11 protein-coding genes are annotated in these 16,848 nt (G+C 62.6%); 5 read left to right on the forward strand and 6 right to left on the reverse strand.

Features of this window, described 5'->3' with window-relative positions:
• Positions 1–8: 8 nt before the first annotated feature.
• Both CIK75_RS07735 and CIK75_RS07740 read right to left on the reverse strand, forming a co-directional pair.
• Positions 9–1,067, reverse strand: coding sequence for a 3-isopropylmalate dehydrogenase (locus tag CIK75_RS07735; protein WP_096223532.1), 1,059 nt, complete (start codon positions 1,065–1,067; stop codon positions 9–11).
• A 384-nt stretch (positions 1,068–1,451) separates the two neighbouring features.
• Positions 1,452–5,252, reverse strand: a complete 3,801-nt coding sequence (locus tag CIK75_RS07740) for a CDP-glycerol glycerophosphotransferase family protein (protein WP_096223533.1) — start codon at positions 5,250–5,252, stop codon at positions 1,452–1,454.
• 197 nt (positions 5,253–5,449) lie between these two features.
• On the opposite strand from CIK75_RS07740, the gene CIK75_RS07745 reads away from it, so the two are divergent.
• Both CIK75_RS07745 and CIK75_RS07750 read left to right on the forward strand, forming a co-directional pair.
• Positions 5,450–6,643, forward strand: coding sequence for a sensor histidine kinase (locus tag CIK75_RS07745; RefSeq protein ID WP_096223534.1), 1,194 nt, complete (start codon positions 5,450–5,452; stop codon positions 6,641–6,643).
• On the forward strand, positions 6,644–7,333 hold the full coding sequence (locus tag CIK75_RS07750) for a response regulator transcription factor (RefSeq protein WP_096223535.1): 690 nt from the start codon (positions 6,644–6,646) through the stop codon (positions 7,331–7,333). It begins immediately after the preceding gene.
• A 13-nt stretch (positions 7,334–7,346) separates the two neighbouring features.
• On the opposite strand, the gene CIK75_RS07755 is transcribed toward CIK75_RS07750, so the two are convergent.
• Complete coding sequence (locus tag CIK75_RS07755; protein WP_096223536.1) at positions 7,347–7,691, reverse strand: hypothetical protein; 345 nt, start codon at positions 7,689–7,691, stop codon at positions 7,347–7,349.
• A 127-nt stretch (positions 7,692–7,818) separates the two neighbouring features.
• Between CIK75_RS07755 and CIK75_RS07760 the strand changes: the two genes are divergently transcribed.
• Positions 7,819–8,385, forward strand: a complete 567-nt coding sequence (locus tag CIK75_RS07760) for a hypothetical protein (protein WP_096223537.1) — start codon at positions 7,819–7,821, stop codon at positions 8,383–8,385.
• Positions 8,386–8,448: 63 nt separating this feature from the next.
• On the opposite strand, the gene CIK75_RS07765 is transcribed toward CIK75_RS07760, so the two are convergent.
• Positions 8,449–9,612 (reverse strand): LCP family protein, encoded by a 1,164-nt coding sequence (locus tag CIK75_RS07765; protein WP_158225922.1) that lies wholly within the window; start codon positions 9,610–9,612, stop codon positions 8,449–8,451.
• A gap of 181 nt (positions 9,613–9,793) precedes the next feature.
• On the opposite strand from CIK75_RS07765, the gene CIK75_RS07770 reads away from it, so the two are divergent.
• Both CIK75_RS07770 and CIK75_RS07775 read left to right on the forward strand, forming a co-directional pair.
• On the forward strand, positions 9,794–10,543 hold the full coding sequence (locus tag CIK75_RS07770; protein WP_096223539.1) for an ABC transporter ATP-binding protein: 750 nt from the start codon (positions 9,794–9,796) through the stop codon (positions 10,541–10,543).
• Positions 10,544–10,574: 31 nt separating this feature from the next.
• Positions 10,575–13,136 (forward strand): ABC transporter permease, encoded by a 2,562-nt coding sequence (locus tag CIK75_RS07775; protein ID WP_241895360.1) that lies wholly within the window; start codon positions 10,575–10,577, stop codon positions 13,134–13,136.
• A gap of 94 nt (positions 13,137–13,230) precedes the next feature.
• Here the strand turns inward: CIK75_RS07775 and CIK75_RS07780 are convergent, their stop codons facing one another.
• The gene (locus CIK75_RS07780) at positions 13,231–15,003 is read right to left on the reverse strand and encodes a BCCT family transporter (protein WP_096223541.1); all 1,773 of its coding nucleotides are present in this window, start codon (positions 15,001–15,003) and stop codon (positions 13,231–13,233) included.
• 184 nt (positions 15,004–15,187) lie between these two features.
• Positions 15,188–16,750: a methionine--tRNA ligase gene (gene metG, locus CIK75_RS07785; RefSeq protein ID WP_096223542.1), complete on the reverse strand. Its 1,563-nt coding sequence runs from the start codon at positions 16,748–16,750 to the stop codon at positions 15,188–15,190.
• Positions 16,751–16,848: the final 98 nt, after the last annotated feature.

Genomic DNA, 16,848 nt, shown 5'->3' on the forward strand with positions numbered 1-16,848 from the left:
GCACCAGCTTATGACAGCTCCAGCGTGATCGCGTCGCCGACTTCCGCAGTTGATCTCGGATCGGTCAGTTCCGCCCGTGAGTCGAGGTCCTTTTCAACGGCGGCTTCTACCTTGTGGGCAGCATCGGTCAGGCCCACATGTTCCAGCAGGAGCGCCGCGGAGAGGATCGCCGCGGTCGGGTCGGCGATCTGCTGTCCCGCGATATCCGGAGCCGAGCCGTGGACCGGTTCGAACATCGAAGGACCGGTACCGAGCATGTTGATGTTCCCCGAGGCAGCCAGCCCGATTCCGCCGGTCACGGCCCCTGCGAGGTCAGTGAGAATGTCACCAAACAGGTTGTCGGTGACGATGACGTCGAAACGTGAAGGATTCGTGGTCATGAAGATCGTCGCCGCGTCGACGTGCATGTAGTCGTGAGTGACGTCCGGATACTCAGCGGCTACGGTCTCGACGGTCCTGCGCCACAGATGCCCGGCGTAAACAAGGACATTGTGCTTATGGACCAGAGTGACGTGGCGGCGCTGACGTTCGCTGGCACGGCGGAAGGCTTCGCGGACGACGCGTTCGACGCCATAAGCGGTGTTAACGGAGACCTCGGTGGCGATCTCGTGTTCGGTGCCGACTCGCAGTGCACCACCGTTGCCGACGTAAGGGCCCTCGGTTCCCTCACGGACAACAACGAAATCGATGTCTCCGGGGTGCGCCAGCGGGCTAGGGACGCCCGGGTACAGGCGCGACGGCCGCAGGTTGATGTAGTGGTCGAGGCTGAAGCGCAATTTGAGCAGCAGTTCGCGTTCGATCAGCCCCGAAGGAATGCGGGTATCCCCCGGCGCCGCACCGACTGCTCCAAAAAGGATCACTTCGTGGGCGCGGATGGATTCAAGAGTCTCATCGGTGAGGGTTTCGCCCGTTTCCAACCAATGCTGGGCGCCCAGGCTGTAGTCGGTGAACCGCAGTGAACGGTCACCGCCTTCGGTTGCCTTCTTCAGGACCTTGATGGCTTCGGCAATGACCTCGGGGCCAATGCCGTCACCGGAGATGACGGCCACATCAATCGCGTTGCTCATGTATCCAGATTATTGCGGCGTCCGCATCCCGGACAAACTGTCTCGCTATTTGATACTAGGGAAAAGGGCTGCGCACGGATTTGTTCTGTCTCACTCTCGACGTTTATGAAGCCCGCAACACTTGTCTTATCCCTCACCCCATCATGAGATCCTGGGCAGAGTTCAGTCTTTCAAGCCACTTGCAATCTTCTTCTCTGGCGCAGTAATACGCCTGACCCTGAAGGCCGTGTTATATCTGCGAGCCGACACCAGAACCGGTCCCACTGTTCGGCATACGACCAGTGCTACAACACCTGACCCACGATCGAGATCCAGCTAACCTCCGGGTTCGTCATACGAGCAATCTTTAGTCCACCTGAACTCTTTGGTCACTTTTGAGCGAGTTCAGAGCACGCTGTCGGCCGCAATCGAGTCAACAGAGCGAATTGAATCCATGTTGGGACCCACGCTATTTATCAGGTCCTCACTCGCAATACGAAACTGGTTCGAATACTCAGTTTGGTCAAACTCTCCAAGGTAGTAGTTGCGCATTTCAGTCCTCAGAACGGATTTCGAGTCGGCACCTAATAGTTCGTCCAGAACCATCTGAAGATTGGACTGATCTTCTCTAAGAAGATAGCCAGCCGCTGATGCGGGCAATTCAACTTCCAGCTCCGTGGGAGACTTTTTCATTGCGACTACGGCAAAGGGCTTTTCAGACTGCAGGTAATCCGACACCACGGCCGACACATCAGAAATCATCGCATCAGAGGAGTTGAAGCAGTCAACGATACTCATGCGAGTCTCTGCTTTCCGACCCCATTTGTGGGCTCTGCCTGTCTTGGCTGCGTTCTTACGAAGAAGGCGACTAATTCGATTAATCCTTTTTACGTCGTCCGGAAATTGATAGTTCAGAACATGGGCCCGGAATATTACGGTGCAACCACGCTGCAGCAGGGCGGAGACTATCTCTTCACCATGACGCAGCGAATAGACTTCCGTATCCTTATACGGCCCCCTCCACGTCGGCGCATACAGCACGGTCTTGGAACCTTGCTCATTTTGGTAGGAACCTGGACGCAGAACCTCGCGGACTTGGGGGCGCCCTACGATCCTAAATTTCTCGGGTGGGATCGTTACCCCTTGGCGGGCATAGCGGTCCACGCCAGCCTGGCCTGCTGAAAAAATGAAGTCATAGATGTTGTGTACCGGGTTATAGCAGGCTGGCTTCTCGGAATCCCCGTGGTTGAGCCACACATGTTTAAGGTCGCGCCGTTCAATGAAATGGGAATTGTTGCCGGCATTGTTGACGTAAAAGGCGACCTTCAACGACGGCGTAATGACATCTTCCAGGCTGCGGAGCGTTTTCCGGTAGATGACCGGGGCCGTGGTGCGCGGCCAAATTTCACGCATCATGACGATATTTCGAGTCACGATAATGAACGGCTTGTTCATTTCTTCAAAGTATTCCAGCCACATACCCAGCTGGTAATCAATACCGGTTTTTGCCCCGAAGTAGACGACGAACTCCGGAGAGATGGATTCCAAGACGTCGGGCAAGGACGTCTCCAATTTTGCGCTACGCACCCCTCTTTCCAATCCGCTGCAGAAGATAAACACGGCGAACAGGAAAGGAACTGCAGAGACCACGAAAATCACTGCTGGGTGGGAGCCGACGTAGGCGAGCATCCAGCACAGCGCGATCGCAACGCTAGCAATGAGCGTTGCGTATCCCCGAGCAATCGGCTGATAGCCGCGGGTCTCGACCCCGTGGACGTTCCTGCATTCGAGACCACTCACGCGCCAGGCTTTATGGATGCTTGTTTCCATCACGATGGATAGGATAAGGAAGGTTGCTGCACCAGCAAGCCACCAGGTCCAGCCGTACCGGCCTATCAGCGCAATACCCAGCGCCGCTACTCCGAGCGACCGAGCACCATTGACTGCCCTGAGCAGTCGATTCACGGCTATAGAATCCCCGGCTGCCTGCTTGTTTTGAAATAGGTAGGTAGCAGATGCGGCCACGCCAAGAGCCGCCACGAAGAGGGGAGAAGCGCCAAGGATCGCAAACGTAAAGACCGCTACGTTCAGAGTGACCGGTAGAACGGTCCGCCCCGAGTCTCTCTTCCAGATCCTTCCCGCTAGGTGGACTATTAGATTCTCCTTGGGGGCCGCCACGGTGGAGACCACCAACTGCCCCGACTCACTGGCCGCGCCTTCGAAGGTGATCGCCGAGGGGATTCCTGGTCGTAGCCGGGGTCCATCCGGCGTGGGGGATGCACCGATAGGCGCTCCGACGGTGGCCGATGGAGGAAGCGTTTCTGCGTCATGCTTGCTAGGTCGGTTCGCCGCGTGGATTGTCGGACGGCTCTTCTTTGGTTCACCTGCTTTGGAACTCTGCCCAGCCCCCACAGAGTGGACCTTCGTCGTCGCGGCACCAGCGACCGGTGATGCTTCGATTCCCGCCGGCTTTATCAGTGACCGTGCGGCTTCGACGAAATTTGAAGCATAGTTTTCAAGGGGAAAGTCGCCCAAATAGTCGGCTCTCAATCTCCTTCGATCCGACTGGAGCGGATCACTGCCGAGCATGGCATCAAGCGACCCCGAAAGAGAGGTCAGGGATTCATCCACAACGTATGCGGCCGCACCGACCGGATACAGCTCCGAGAACCGGTCGGCTCCAATCCCAATCGACATCATCGCGAACGGTTTTTCGGAATATAGGTAGTCGGATACCACACTGGACACATCCGAAACCATGGCGTCGGACTCGTTGATGCAGTCGGTAATCGACCGCAACGTTTCGGCTGCAACACCGTAAACGTGCTCCCGGCCGGTGATTTTGGAGTCCGATATCAGGCGTTCATGAATCCTGGAGATATGTTCCCTGTCCTCGGGAAACTGATAACTGAACGGGTGTGGCCTGAAGATCACCCGGCATCCACGGTCCAAGAGAGCCGAAACGATCTCGAATCCTGCGGCCAGCGAAGACAAACTCGTCTCTTCGACATGTCCACGCCACGTTGGGGCAAAAAGAACCGTCTGCGGTCCCGCACTGTCGTCTGATCGGACCTTGCGAATAACAGTCTCCAGCTGGGGGCGACCGACGACAACAAACTTCGAGGGTTCAATATGGATGTCGTGCGCAGCGTACCTTCTGATCGCAGCTGGTCCCGCGGCGAAGATCTTGTCATACATGGCATGCAATGGGTTATACGAAGTTGGTTTGTCCGAATCACCATGTCCAAGAAAGACATGTGTGAGATTCCTGTACCGAACCATCGTGCTATTACCGGACGAAGCATTCACGTAAAAGACGGCTCGCATTGATTCCACCATGACCTCCTCGAGCTCTTCGATGGAGCGGCATAGGAGAACAGGATGGGTTGTCACCCCAGCAAGATCGCGAGCCGTACGCTCGGTGCGAGCGACGAGCACAAAGGGCCGCCCGGTTCGCTCCAGGTAGGGAAGCCACATCTTCACCTGATGTGCAGCCGGTTCCGCTAGCGAGGTGTAGATCATAAATTCTGGTGCGAGACGCAGCAGCCCGTCCCCCAGATTTCTTTTGACGAGCGTTGACTGCCGAAACTGAGCAACGGCTTGTAGAAAAACCAGCACATAGAATATATCCAGTACGCCAACAGCTGCGATCCACCACCAGAGCTGTTGTCCAGCGCCATGCAGGACGCCGCCGGCCATGATCACGATTGAACTAGCTGTGAGCAGCTGACGATCGATCGTGATCGGCTGTTTCGTCGTAGGGACTCCCGGCAAATGCGCGACAAACGGCAGGCGGAGAGCGATGGCCCGCCTCAGCGAAGGCTCGAATAGTACGGGCAACCCAATACCAATAAAGCCCAGTACGGCTAGATATGGTGCTTCCGGCCTACTATCTGACAAACCAACACTGGATAGATTGGCGGCGACAGCAGCAGCAGCGAGGATACGAATGACTGGGCGGTACCCGAGTTTTCCGCCTTTTCTCCAGAGCCCGAGCACATGGACCGCCAGGGCGAAAGCCAACAGTCCGATGAAAATACCCTGATGCCCTGGACCGGAGGAGACGAGAATTGCCAGAGTGGCGGCAATGGCACTGACGGCATATGAAACGAGCGGCGTAAAGACACCCTTGATATATCCTCGCGCAATCGACTCCTGCCGATCATTTGCTTTATGCCGCTTGAATTTCACTGCAGTTTCCCCCATGATTTAACGCTTTGACAACTAAACAATGCTAGAGGAGGGCTTGGTCCACGTGAAATTTGCGGCCGTTTATCACGTTTAGTTCTTTGGACTTCGGCCGAATCCTTCTAGCCACATCCTGGGGTCAGTCCCCTCAAATGCCCCCGGGACCATACCGAGGTATGACGCGGGGCGGGGGCGACCAAAAGTAGAGTAGGCCCATGACCCCGCACCGCACCCTGGATGTTTGGATCCGAAACCACCCGGGCAAAGTCGACGGGGCACTAGCCATCGGGCTGTGGCTGCTCCTCACCCTGTCGGCCTTCCTCTTGGGTGGTTTTTCCGGGCAGCACCGCGTCCTCGAGTTCATCATCGGATCGCTGCAGGTCCTGCCGCTGATCTGGCGGCGCTCCCATCTGCTGCTGAGCAGCGCCGTCGTCGTGCTCGGATGCCTGGCCCAAGTCATCCTCCTCCAGACGTTCCTTCCCTCTCAGCTGACCGTCCCCATCGTGGTCTTTTCCTTGGCGAAGTATGGGAAACGTTGGGCCTCCTACGCAGGACTCGGCGCCGGCATGCTCGGGGCCGTCCTGGCCACACTGCGCTTTGGAAATCCGACCGGGCAGGCCATCGGCCTCCACATGCTGCCGAGCCTCGTGGGTCTGGCCCTGATCGTCCTCGTGGCCTGGACCTTCGGAGACCTGGCCCGTACCCGCAGATTAGCCATGCAAGCCTTGTCCGACCGGGCCAGCCGGCTGGAAATCGAACGCCAACAGGAACGCGATCTCGCCGCCTCCGACGAACGCGGCCGGATTGCCCGGGAAATGCACGATATCGTTGCCCATTCGCTCTCGGTCATCATCACCCAGGCCGACGGTGCCCGCTACGCGAGCGAACACGACCCCGAGGTTGCGCGCGAAACCCTGGGCACCATTTCGGAAACCGGCCGAAAATCATTGCGCGAGATGCGCCGGCTGCTCGGTGTCCTGCGTGGCGACGAGCAAGCCTCCACCCGCCCGTTGCCCACGCTGGCCGATATTGACTGGCTCTTGGACGAAACCCGGACCGCCGGATTGGAAGTGACCTCCACCCTCTCGGGGTCCCCGCGACGCGAGCTCCCACCCGGCGCGGAATTGACCGCCTACCGTGCCATCCAGGAAGCGCTGACGAACACCATCAAACACGCCGGCCCGGCCGCTTCCTCCGAGGTCCACCTGGAATGGACCTCCACCGGTCTCGAGGTGGAAGTCACCGACGACGGGCGCGGTGCAGCAGCCACCGAGGAGAACATCGGGGCCCGTCAAGGACTCATCGGCATGGCGGAGCGGGTCGCCCTCTACGATGGACGCATTGAGACCGGGCCACGGAGCACCGGTGGATTCTCCGCCCGCATCTTCATCCCCTACACCGAGGACTAAGTGGACACCCAGCCCAGCACCCCGATCGCCGTCGCACTGGTCGACGACCAGCTCCTGGTCCGCAGCGGATTCCGTATGCTGATCAACTCGCAGCCCGACCTCGAGGTGGTCGCCGAAGCAGCCAACGGCCGGCAGGCCCTCGCCTCCCCCGCACTAGCCCGGGCCGACGTCGTCCTCATGGATGTGCGCATGCCCGAGATGGACGGGATTGAGACGACCGCCAAACTCCTGGCCCCTGGGCCGGGTACCGGACCGCGCATCATCGTGCTGACCACCTTCGATCTGGACGAGTACGCGCTGGCTGCCATCCATGCCGGGGCCAGCGGATTCCTCCTCAAGGACGCCCCTCCGGAAGAGCTCCTCGAGGCCATCCGCACGGTGTACCGCGGGGATGCGGTGATCGCCCCGTCGACCACCCGGCGCCTGCTGGACCACGTCGCCCCGATGCTGCGCCAACCGGCAGCCACCACCTCGGGGCATGAGGCGGCCGTGGCTTCCCTGACGGCACGTGAACGCGAAGTCTTCGAACTCATCGCCTGGGGCAAAGCCAATCCGGAGATCGCCGCCGAACTCTTCCTCTCCGAGGCGACCGTGAAGACGCATGTGGGGCGGATCCTGTCCAAGCTGCAGGCCCGTGACCGGGTCCAGGCAGTGGTCATCGCCTATGCCACCGGGGTCGTCACCCCGTAGCTTTTTGCCGGCATTAGCGGCGGTACTGGGGTTTCGGCTTGGGCTGGCGGACGAACACGAAGAAGTACCAGAGCCCACCCAAAGCCAGCAGGGTGCCCAAACCAATGGCCGGGGCCGAAGGCGACATGACCAGTCCCATCACTGCGGAGGGGCGCCCAGTGGAAGCCTCCGCCTGCTGTGCCGGGTTCGACGGCGGAAGGACGCCCACGGCGTTCGTTGCCCCGTCGCCGGCACCGGCCGAGGAGTCCGGCTCCCCAGGTGCCGAGCTGCCGTCCTGCTGCTGGATGGAGAGCTTCACGCTCTGGGTCGCCTGGTCGTAGACGAAGTCACTGGCCTCCAGCGAACCACGCACCAGCATGCGTCCGGTGCCCGGTTCGATGAGCAGCCCGGTCTTCGGGTGGATGGGATAGCCGCTGGCCGGATCAAGGAGAAAACCAGTCCGGGCGTCGCGGGCACCATACTGTGCTCCCGGACGCGGGCCGTGGGTGTGGGTCGAGGACTGTCCGGGCCGCGGGCTGCGCGTCGAACTGCCGGGCTTCGAGGGATACCGCGGGGGCTTCGGCGGTGCCGGGATGACCCCCGGCGACGTTTTCGACGGCGTGGTCGACGGCGCCGGGGCGGGGGGCTCCGCCGAGGAGCTCGAGGATGGCCCGCCGGATCCCGAGGAGGAGCCCGGCTCCGAGGGCTGCGTCGAGGATGGCGGCGGGGTCGTGGGATCCGTGCTGGGCGGCTCCGTCGTGGGGTCGATCGGCTCCGTCGGTTCCGTTGATTCCGATGGCTCTGGTGTTTCCGTCTGCTGTGAAGATTCACTAGGATCCGTCGTGATCTGCGGATCGGTGGGTTCCGGCGGAGTCACGGACGGCGAGTCAGGGCCGGTCTCGGTGGTGGTGCTCACCGAATCCGCGGCAACTTCGGGGGATGTTTCAGCGGCGGAAGCGGGCAGGATACCGAGGGAGCCCACCAGCATCAGGGTGCCGACGAGGGCGGCCCAGCGCAGGGTGGAGCACTGGTTCGAGCCCGGGGCCGTCGCGCGCATCCGCCTCCTTCGTTAGGTCAGACGCCAAACGACGCCTCACCTATTGTAACGAAAAGGACACGATGGGCGATATTTGTTGTTATTTCGGCAGGTTTCCGTCCGCAAAATCCTTAAACACCTTCCGGGTTGCGCCGGTGGCTTCCAGGATGGATTGGCCATCTGCGCTGCGTCCATAGTCGGCGGTCGGCACCTGATGACCCATCTTCTTCAGGTCGATCTGATAGGCCCAGGCACCGAAGGTCAGGGCCTGTTCGGCGCTCAGGTTGGTGGAGACATGCCGATCGGCGATATCGAGCACCTTCGCCAGGCCTGCCGGGCCCTCGCCCACCGCCTTGGCCCCAATTCCCGCCAGGGCGATCCCCTGGTTGGAGGTCCTGTCGAAGTCACCGTTGGGCAGGGTCTTGCGTTCGCGGGTGAACCAGAAAGCGTCGTACCCGTCGACCTGCTGTTTACCCTTCTCCACAGCCCGCACCTTCATGGGCGCGTTGATGGTGATCCCGCCGAGCTCGTCGATCAACTTCTGGAACCCGGTGAACCCGGTCAGGACGTATCCCTGGATCGGCAGTCCGGTGGCTTTTTCAACGGTCTTCGTCTGTGCCGTGGGCCCACCGGTGGAGAGGGCGCTATTGATCTTGGCGTTCCTGCCGTTGGCCTGGGGCACCCACAGGTCCCGCGGGATGCCCATCACCCCGCCGCCGCCCCGACCGTCAACACCGACGACCTGCAGGGCATCGGCCCGTGCCTCGTCGATCTTTTCGCCTTGCTTTTCCCGGGCGTCCGACCCCATGAGCAGCACATGGCGTTTCCCACCCAGCGCCGCATCCTTGATCCCCAGTGAGGGCCACCAACCGCCCACTGCGGTCCAGGTGCCCTTCTTCTTCACCACCAGGGTGACGTCCTTGCCACTGGTGAGCACGGCGAAGTGTTCCTTCTTCCAGGTTCCGGTCGCAGCTTTGACGGAGGCCGCCCGCTTCGGAGCCTTCACCTGCTTCAGCGCCTGGGTTGCCGGGCCACTGCTGGGCACCGATTTCCCGGTGTAGAGCTTGGTGGTGAACCCTGCCAGGTCTTTTTTCATCCCCGAGGTTTTGACTGCCGGGGCGGAGGGGCTGGGAGCCGGCGTCGAGGACGAAGCCGCAGGGGTCGGGGAGGCCTGGGGTTCGGCAGGTTTGCTGCAGCCGGTGAGCAAGGCCAAGGTCATGAGGGGGGCCAGCACGGCGGCGGCAGTGGAGGAACGCACAGTCATGGGCTTATTCTGCCGTTCCTTCGCTGGACGGTCCGTGATCGCCACACCAGGTGCCGGCACCGATACCCCCAATCCGTCGCTGTCCCGCGCCTGCGTCATACCTCGGTATGACGTGCGCGACCGCGAAGACCCTCCACCGGGTTGATCCGCCGGGAGGGAGGGTCCGCATAAATTATTCAGTATGACGATTACTCACACCTCAACCACCACCCAGGCAGTCTCCGCCCGCGGCCTCACCAAGGTCTACGGCAGCGGCAGCACAGCGGTCCACGCCTTGGCCGGCGTGGACATCGGCTTCGAGGCCGGACGCTTCACCGCCATCATGGGACCTTCGGGGTCGGGAAAGTCCACGTTGATGCATTGCCTGGCCGGCCTCGACTCCGCCACCAGCGGTTCCATCATGATCGCCGGCCAGGACATCACCTCGATGAACGATGACCAGCTGACCCGGTTGCGCCGCGAGAAGATCGGTTTCGTCTTCCAGTCCTTCAACCTGGTTCCCACCTTGAGCGCCGAACAGAACATCCTGCTGCCGCTCCAACTCGCCGGGAAAAAGCACGACGCCGGTTGGCTTGCCACCGTCGTGGACACCCTGGGCATCACAGACCGCCTCTCCCATAAACCGCACGAACTCTCCGGTGGACAGCAACAGCGCGTGGCGGTGGCCCGCGCCCTGCTCACCCGCCCCGCCGTCGTCTTCGGTGACGAGCCGACCGGCAACCTCGATTCACGCACCGGTGCCGAGGTGCTTTCCCTGATGCGTTCGTCGGTCCGGGAAATGGGCCAGACCATCATCATGGTCACCCACGACCCGGCAGCCGCCGGCTATGCGGATGAGGTGGTGCTGATGCGCGACGGGGAACTGGTCGGCCATCTGTCGGATCCGACGCCGGAGCGAGTCACCTCGGCGCTGGCCGGACTGGGGGCCTGAGGTGTTATCACTCGCGCTGGCAAATATTCGAATGTACTCACGGCGTTTCATCGCCGTCACCCTGGCCGTCATGATCGGCACCGCCTTCCTCGCGGCCACCCTCATGGTCAATGCCTCGACCACCGCCTCGCTGGAACGCAGCATCGGTGAGGCCTACCAGAACGCCGATCTGGTTGCCGGCATCAGCCCCGATGAGACCGACGAGGCCGTGGGCCTCGGCCCCGAGCAACTCACCGCGGTCCGCAAGGCCCCCGGGGTCGCCGCCGCGGAGGCCCAAAGCAGCGCCGGAGCCAGGATCGAAACCGGCTCGGGCGACTATAGCGCCATCGTGCAATCCTTTGTCTCCGACGAACAGTTGCGCACCACCGAGCTGGACTCCGGTGCCGTTCCGGCAGACCGCGAGGAAATCACCGTGGACCGCCAGCATGCCGAGAGCTATCACCTGAAGGTCGGCGACGAAGTCGGGATGTCCGGTTCCTCCCCGGACGGCTCCACGGTGGACTTCACGGCCCGGATCAGCGGTATCACGACCTCCAGCAACAGCCCTTTCATGGGGTCGAATCTGCAGGTTGCCGTCTCCCCCCAGCGCTACAGCACCTTGATGGGTTCGGACCCGCAGTACGAATCCCTGCTGGTACGGCTTGATGAAGGAACCGACCCGGCAGAGGCCACCTCGGCCGTAGCGGCCGCACTAAAGTCCGCGGGTGTCCCCCAGACGTCGGTCATGACCGCTCAGGAACGCACCGTCAAAGATCTGGCAGGTTTCACCGGAGGCCAGGATCAGCTCACCGGCGTTCTACTGGTCTTCGCGCTGATCGCCCTGGTGGTCACCGGGCTGGTGGTCATGAACACCTTCGCAGTCCTGGTGGCCCAACGCACCCGCGAACTGGCCCTGCTGCGCACTCTGGGTGCCCTCAGCGCCCAGCTGCGCCGTTCGGTGCTCGTCGAAGCCTTCGTGGTCGGGCTCGTCTCCTCGGTGCTGGGGGTCCTGCTGGCCATCGGGGTGATGGCCGGGCTGGTGGGCTACGTTTCAACGCTGCCCTCCGCTTCCTTCGCCGTGCTGGCCGTGCCACCGAGCGCCGTGATCGCCGGCCTTCTCGCGGGCACCGTGATGACCCTGATCGCCGCTTGGGCTCCGGCCCGCAAGGCGATGAGCGTGGCCCCCTTGGCGGCCCTCCGCCCCGCGGACTCCGCCAGTGTGCATAACCGGGTGGGCAAGGTCCGCCTGATCTTCGGGTCGCTGCTGCTGATCGGCGGCGGAGGGTTGTTGATCGGCGGCGCGGTCCTCGGCCAGCTCCTGCTGGGCTTCGCCGGAGGCCTGTTCTCCTTCATCGGGGTGCTGATGCTCGCCTCGCTGTTCCTGCCCGGTGCCGTCCGCGCGGTCGGCCGGCTCTTCGGCGGTTCGGGAGTTCCGGCGCAGCTGGCTTCGTTGAACTCGGTGCGCAACCCCGGGCGGACCACCGCCACGGCCACGGCGCTGCTCATCGGTGTCACCCTGGTGTCGATGATGATGGTGGGCGCCCAGACCACCAAACAGTCCTTCAACGACGAACTGGCCCGCAACTACCTGGTCGACGTCACCGTGGACTCCCCCGCCAACTACGGGGAGGGCTTCGACGGCGGCGCCCTGCCCGGCCCCGATGTGGCGGCGGGCGCCGGCCAGTTGGGCACCCAGCAGGCGAAGCTCGCGGCGGGCGTCGACGGGATCGAGGATGTCGCACTGCTCAAACCCGTGGGACGAAACGCCGCCGGGGAGCCGGTCTACGCCGCAGCAGCCGAGGAACTGGCCCGGGTCCTGAAGGACCCGTCGCTGGTCCCCGGCACCGGCGAAGTGCTGGTGGGCCAATCGGTCACCAGTGACGACGTCGAGGTCACGGCGTACAAGGGATCCACGGCCAGCTCCTTGGCCGCCCAGCACTCGCGGTCGGAGATCTCCGCCCCGCTGATGACGTTGGAAACGGCGCGGCAGCTCGATGGATACACCACCGGCGCTTCGGCGGCCCGTGCCGCAGCTCAGGCGGGACCCGATCAGCTGGGCGCCTATCCGCTGCTATGGCTCAAAACAGCCAGCGGGCTGAGCACCGATCAGCTCGAGGGTCTGAGCCGTACCCTGGCCACCGAGCTGCACGTCCAGGACTACCAGGTCGCCGGTGGCGCCGTGGAGCGGTCGCTGTTCAATCAGGTCATCGACACGTTGTTGCTCGTGGTCTCCGGTTTGCTGGCCGTCGCCGTGTTCATCGCCCTGATCGGGGTGGCCAACACCTTGAGCTTGTCGGTGCTCGAACGCACCCGCGAATCGGCGTTGCTGCGGGCCCTGGGGCTGACCCGGGGCCAGTTGAAGTCCATGTTGGCCCTGGAGGCGATCCTGATCGCCGGGGTCGCCGCGACGCTGGGGATTGCCTTGGGCACCACCTATGGTGTCTTGGGCGCCCAATCGGCCATCGGTTCCTTTACCGATGTGACGCTGTCCCTGCCCTGGGCACAGCTGGCACTCGTCTTGGGTGTCAGCGTGTTGGCAGCGTTGGCCGCCTCGGTACTCCCGGCTCGCCGGGCCGCCCGCCTCTCCCCCGTGGAGGGACTGGCCACCGAGTAGCCATCCCGGCGGTCAGCACAAAAGGCAGGGCCCCCATCTGGAACTTCTTCCAGATGGGGGCCCTGCTTTGATGGTGCTTGGTCCTCGAGGCGACTTAGAGTCGAGGACGCCTGTCGCGTGGTTTCCACGGGCGAGGAGGGGTCTTGACGTTGGAGGGAAGTGCCGTTTCAATCCGGTCATCCACCTGCTCGCCGAAGCGCTCATCGAAGTTGTCCGTGAGCTCGTCGGTCACGCCTTCACCGACCTCGCGGGCCAGCTCACGCCGACGCTGGCGACGTTCGGCCCGCAACAGCACCTGATGTTCTGCGTGCAGTGCCTTGAAAGTCGCGATACACATGCCGATGATCACGATGCTGACCGGCAGAGCGGTGAGGATGGACGCCGTTTGGAGCGCGCCCAGACCCCCGGCCAGCAGCAGGGCGATGGCGACGAGTCCCTCGAGTGAAGCCCAGAGGACACGGCTCCACTTGGGCGGATCGGTGTCGCCGCCGGAGGCCAGCATGTCGATCACCAGTGAGCCCGAGTCCGAAGAGGTCACGAAGAAGATCGTCACCAACAGCACGGCGATGACCGAAAGGACTCCGCCCAGCGGCAGCTCGGCGAGCATATTGAACAGGACGTTCTCCGAGACGATGCCTTCCTTCTCGTCGAAGAGCCCGCCGTTCATATCGCCCCAGGCCCGCTGGATGGCCGTTCCACCCATGATGGAGAACCAGATGAAGCTGACGATGGTCGGAACGGCAAGGACGCCGAGCACGAATTCGCGCACGGTACGTCCGCGGGAGATCCGGGCGATGAAGACGCCAACGAAGGGTGCCCAGGACATCCACCAGCCCCAGTAGAAGATGGTCCAGCTGCCCAGCCATTCCTGGCCGGCCGTCCCGGTGTAGGTGGCGGTATCGAGGGTCATGCCCAGGATGTTCTGCAGGTAGTAGCCCAGCGAGGAGACCAGATCCCGGAAGATGAACAGGGTCGGGCCCAAGAGCAGGACCGAGATCATGAAGACCCCTGCCAAACCCAGGTTGATGTTCGAGAGCCACTTGATGCCCTTGCCCACGCCACTGACCGCTGAGATCAGGGCGAAGAGGGTGATGATGATGATCAGGATGACCAGCAGGGTGTTGTCTACCGTTCCGACGACACCCATATGGGACAGACCGGCGGAAATCTGCTTGACCCCGAGCCCGAGTGACGTCGCGATTCCGAACAGGGTGCCGACGACGGCGATGACGTCGATCGTATCGCCGAGCCAGCCCTTGACCTTGCTGCCCAGCAGGGGTTCCAGGGTCCAGCGGATGGAGATCGGGAACCCGCGGCGGTGGATGGCATAGGCCATGGCCAGGCCGACGACGGCGTAGATGGCCCAGGCATGCAATCCCCAGTGCATGAAGGTCTGGCCCATGGCGGCCCGGGCAAGATCTGCCTCGTCACCGGTCACCCCGGGTTTGGGGTTCACGAAGAAGGTCAGCGGTTCGGCGGCGCCCCAGAAAACGAGGCCGATGCCCATGCCTGCGGCGAAGAGCATGGCGAACCAGGACAGCAACCCGAATTCGGGTTTCTCATCGTCCTTGCCCAAGGTGATGTTGCCGTAGCGGCTCAGGCCCATCCAGATCGCGAAGACCACGAAGGCTCCGACGACCAGCATGTAGTACGGTGCCAGGCCGTCCACGACCGCTGTCTGCATGTCGCCGAAGACCTTCGAGGTGCCTTCGGGGGCGATCATCGCCACGGCGACCAATGCCACGATCACGATCAATGCGGGCCAGAAGACCCGCGGCGCAGGAATGAACGGCGCCTTCTTCACCTCGGCCGCAGAGGCGAGCCTCTGGTCTTGTTTCTCACCGCTTATATCCGGTGGGGTGCTCATGACAGTCCTCAAATACGGGGTCGGGGATACGAGTAAGTCCGTTGATCCACTTTACTGACAAGGCATCCGCTGTCAATTTGCCGGTCTCTTCCCCCGGCCCCGTCATCGGCGCGATCCCCGCTAGCCGGCGCTCCCTGTCGCCCGGCGACAGGCACCCGCCGTCAGGCCGTTGACTAGCGCCTATTCACTCCGCGGCGGGTTCTTCGTACTTCGGGAAAATCGGCCTCGGGGCGGGCAATTCGGCCCCCGGTTCAATGGCCGAGTCATAGGCGGCGAAAGTGCGTGCCGCTCCCCCCGATTGGCCCAGGACGTCCAGCAGCTGGCTCCCCGCGGTAGGCATCACCGGTTGCACCAGCAAGGCGACCTTCCGCAGGATTTCCAACGTCACATACAGCACGGTTTCCATCCGGGCGGTATCCGTTTTGCGCAGCACCCAGGGGGCATTTTCTGCGAAGTAGGCGTTCGTATCCCCCAGCACATGCCATACGGCCTCGAGCCCCTTGCTGAACTCCTGGCGATCGTAGGCGCCACGGGACAGCTCCAGCAGTGCCTCGGCGTCGTCCAGTAGTTCCCGGTCGGCGTCGGTGAAGTCGCCCGGGGTGGGGACGAGTCCCCCACAGTTCTTGGCGACCATGGACAGGGAGCGTTGGGCCAGGTTGCCCAGGTTATTGGCCAGATCCGAATTCATCCGGGCGACGATCGCGTCATGGCTGTAGTTTCCGTCGGCGCCGAAGGGGACTTCGCGCAGCAGGAAGTACCGCGTCTGGTCCAGACCGTAGTTTTCCACCCAGTCGGCGGGGGCCACGGTATTGCCCAGGGACTTGGACATCTTCACGCCGTTGTTGTGCAGGTGGCCGTGGATCATGATCCGGCGCGGCAATTCCAGCCCGGCCGACATCAGGAAGGCCGGCCAGTAGATGGCGTGGAACCGGGAAATGTCCTTGCCAATGACGTGCAGGTCCGCGGGCCAGTATTTACGGAAGGAGGCCGATGTGGTGTCGGGGAAGCCGACGCCGGTCAGGTAATTGGTCAGCGCGTCCACCCACACGTACATCACGTGGGCCGGGTTTCCGGGTACGGGGATCCCCCAGTCGAAGGAGGTGCGCGAGACCGAGAGGTCGTTCAGTCCGCCCTCGACGAAACGGATGACCTCGTTGAACCGGTAGTGCGGTGCCCCGAAGTCTGGCTGGTCGCGATAGAGTTCCAGCAGTTTGTCCTGGTAGGCGGAGAGCCGGAAGAAATAGGATTCCTCTTCGGTCCAGGTCACCTCGGTATCGGATTCGGTGGCGTACCGGATGCCGTCCTCGCGGACCTCGGTCTCGTCCTGACCGTAGAAGGCTTCGTCGCGCACCGAGTACCAGCCGGCGTACTTATCGAGGTAGATGTCTCCGCGTTCCTCCATGAGCTTCCAGATGGCCTGGGCGGCTTCGAGGTGGTCCACGTCGGTGGTGCGGATGAACCGGTCGTAACTGATCCCCAGTTCGTCCTGCGCCTCCTGGAAGACGTCCGAGTTGCGCTGGGCGAGCTGGCGGGGCGTGATGCCCTCCTTCTCGGCGGTCTGCAACATCTTCTGGCCGTGCTCGTCCGTGCCGGTCAGGAAGAAGACGTCCCCCCCGTCCAGGCGCTTGAAACGCGCCATGGCGTCCGTGGCAATGAACTCGTAGGCATGGCCGATATGCGGGTCGCCATTGGGGTACGAGATGGCCGTGGTGATGTAGAACGGGGTCTGATCCTGAGTTGAAGTCACCCCAGAAATCTACCGCACCCTGGAGCTCCGCCGCCCATCGACGCTGTAGCAACCGGACTCATCGGCCCCGGCGGGCCCATCCGCAGCTTGCGACGCAG

Source organism: Glutamicibacter sp. BW78, assembly GCF_002332245.1.
GTDB classification, from domain to species: Bacteria; Actinomycetota; Actinomycetes; order Actinomycetales; family Micrococcaceae; genus Arthrobacter_H; species Arthrobacter_H rhombi_A.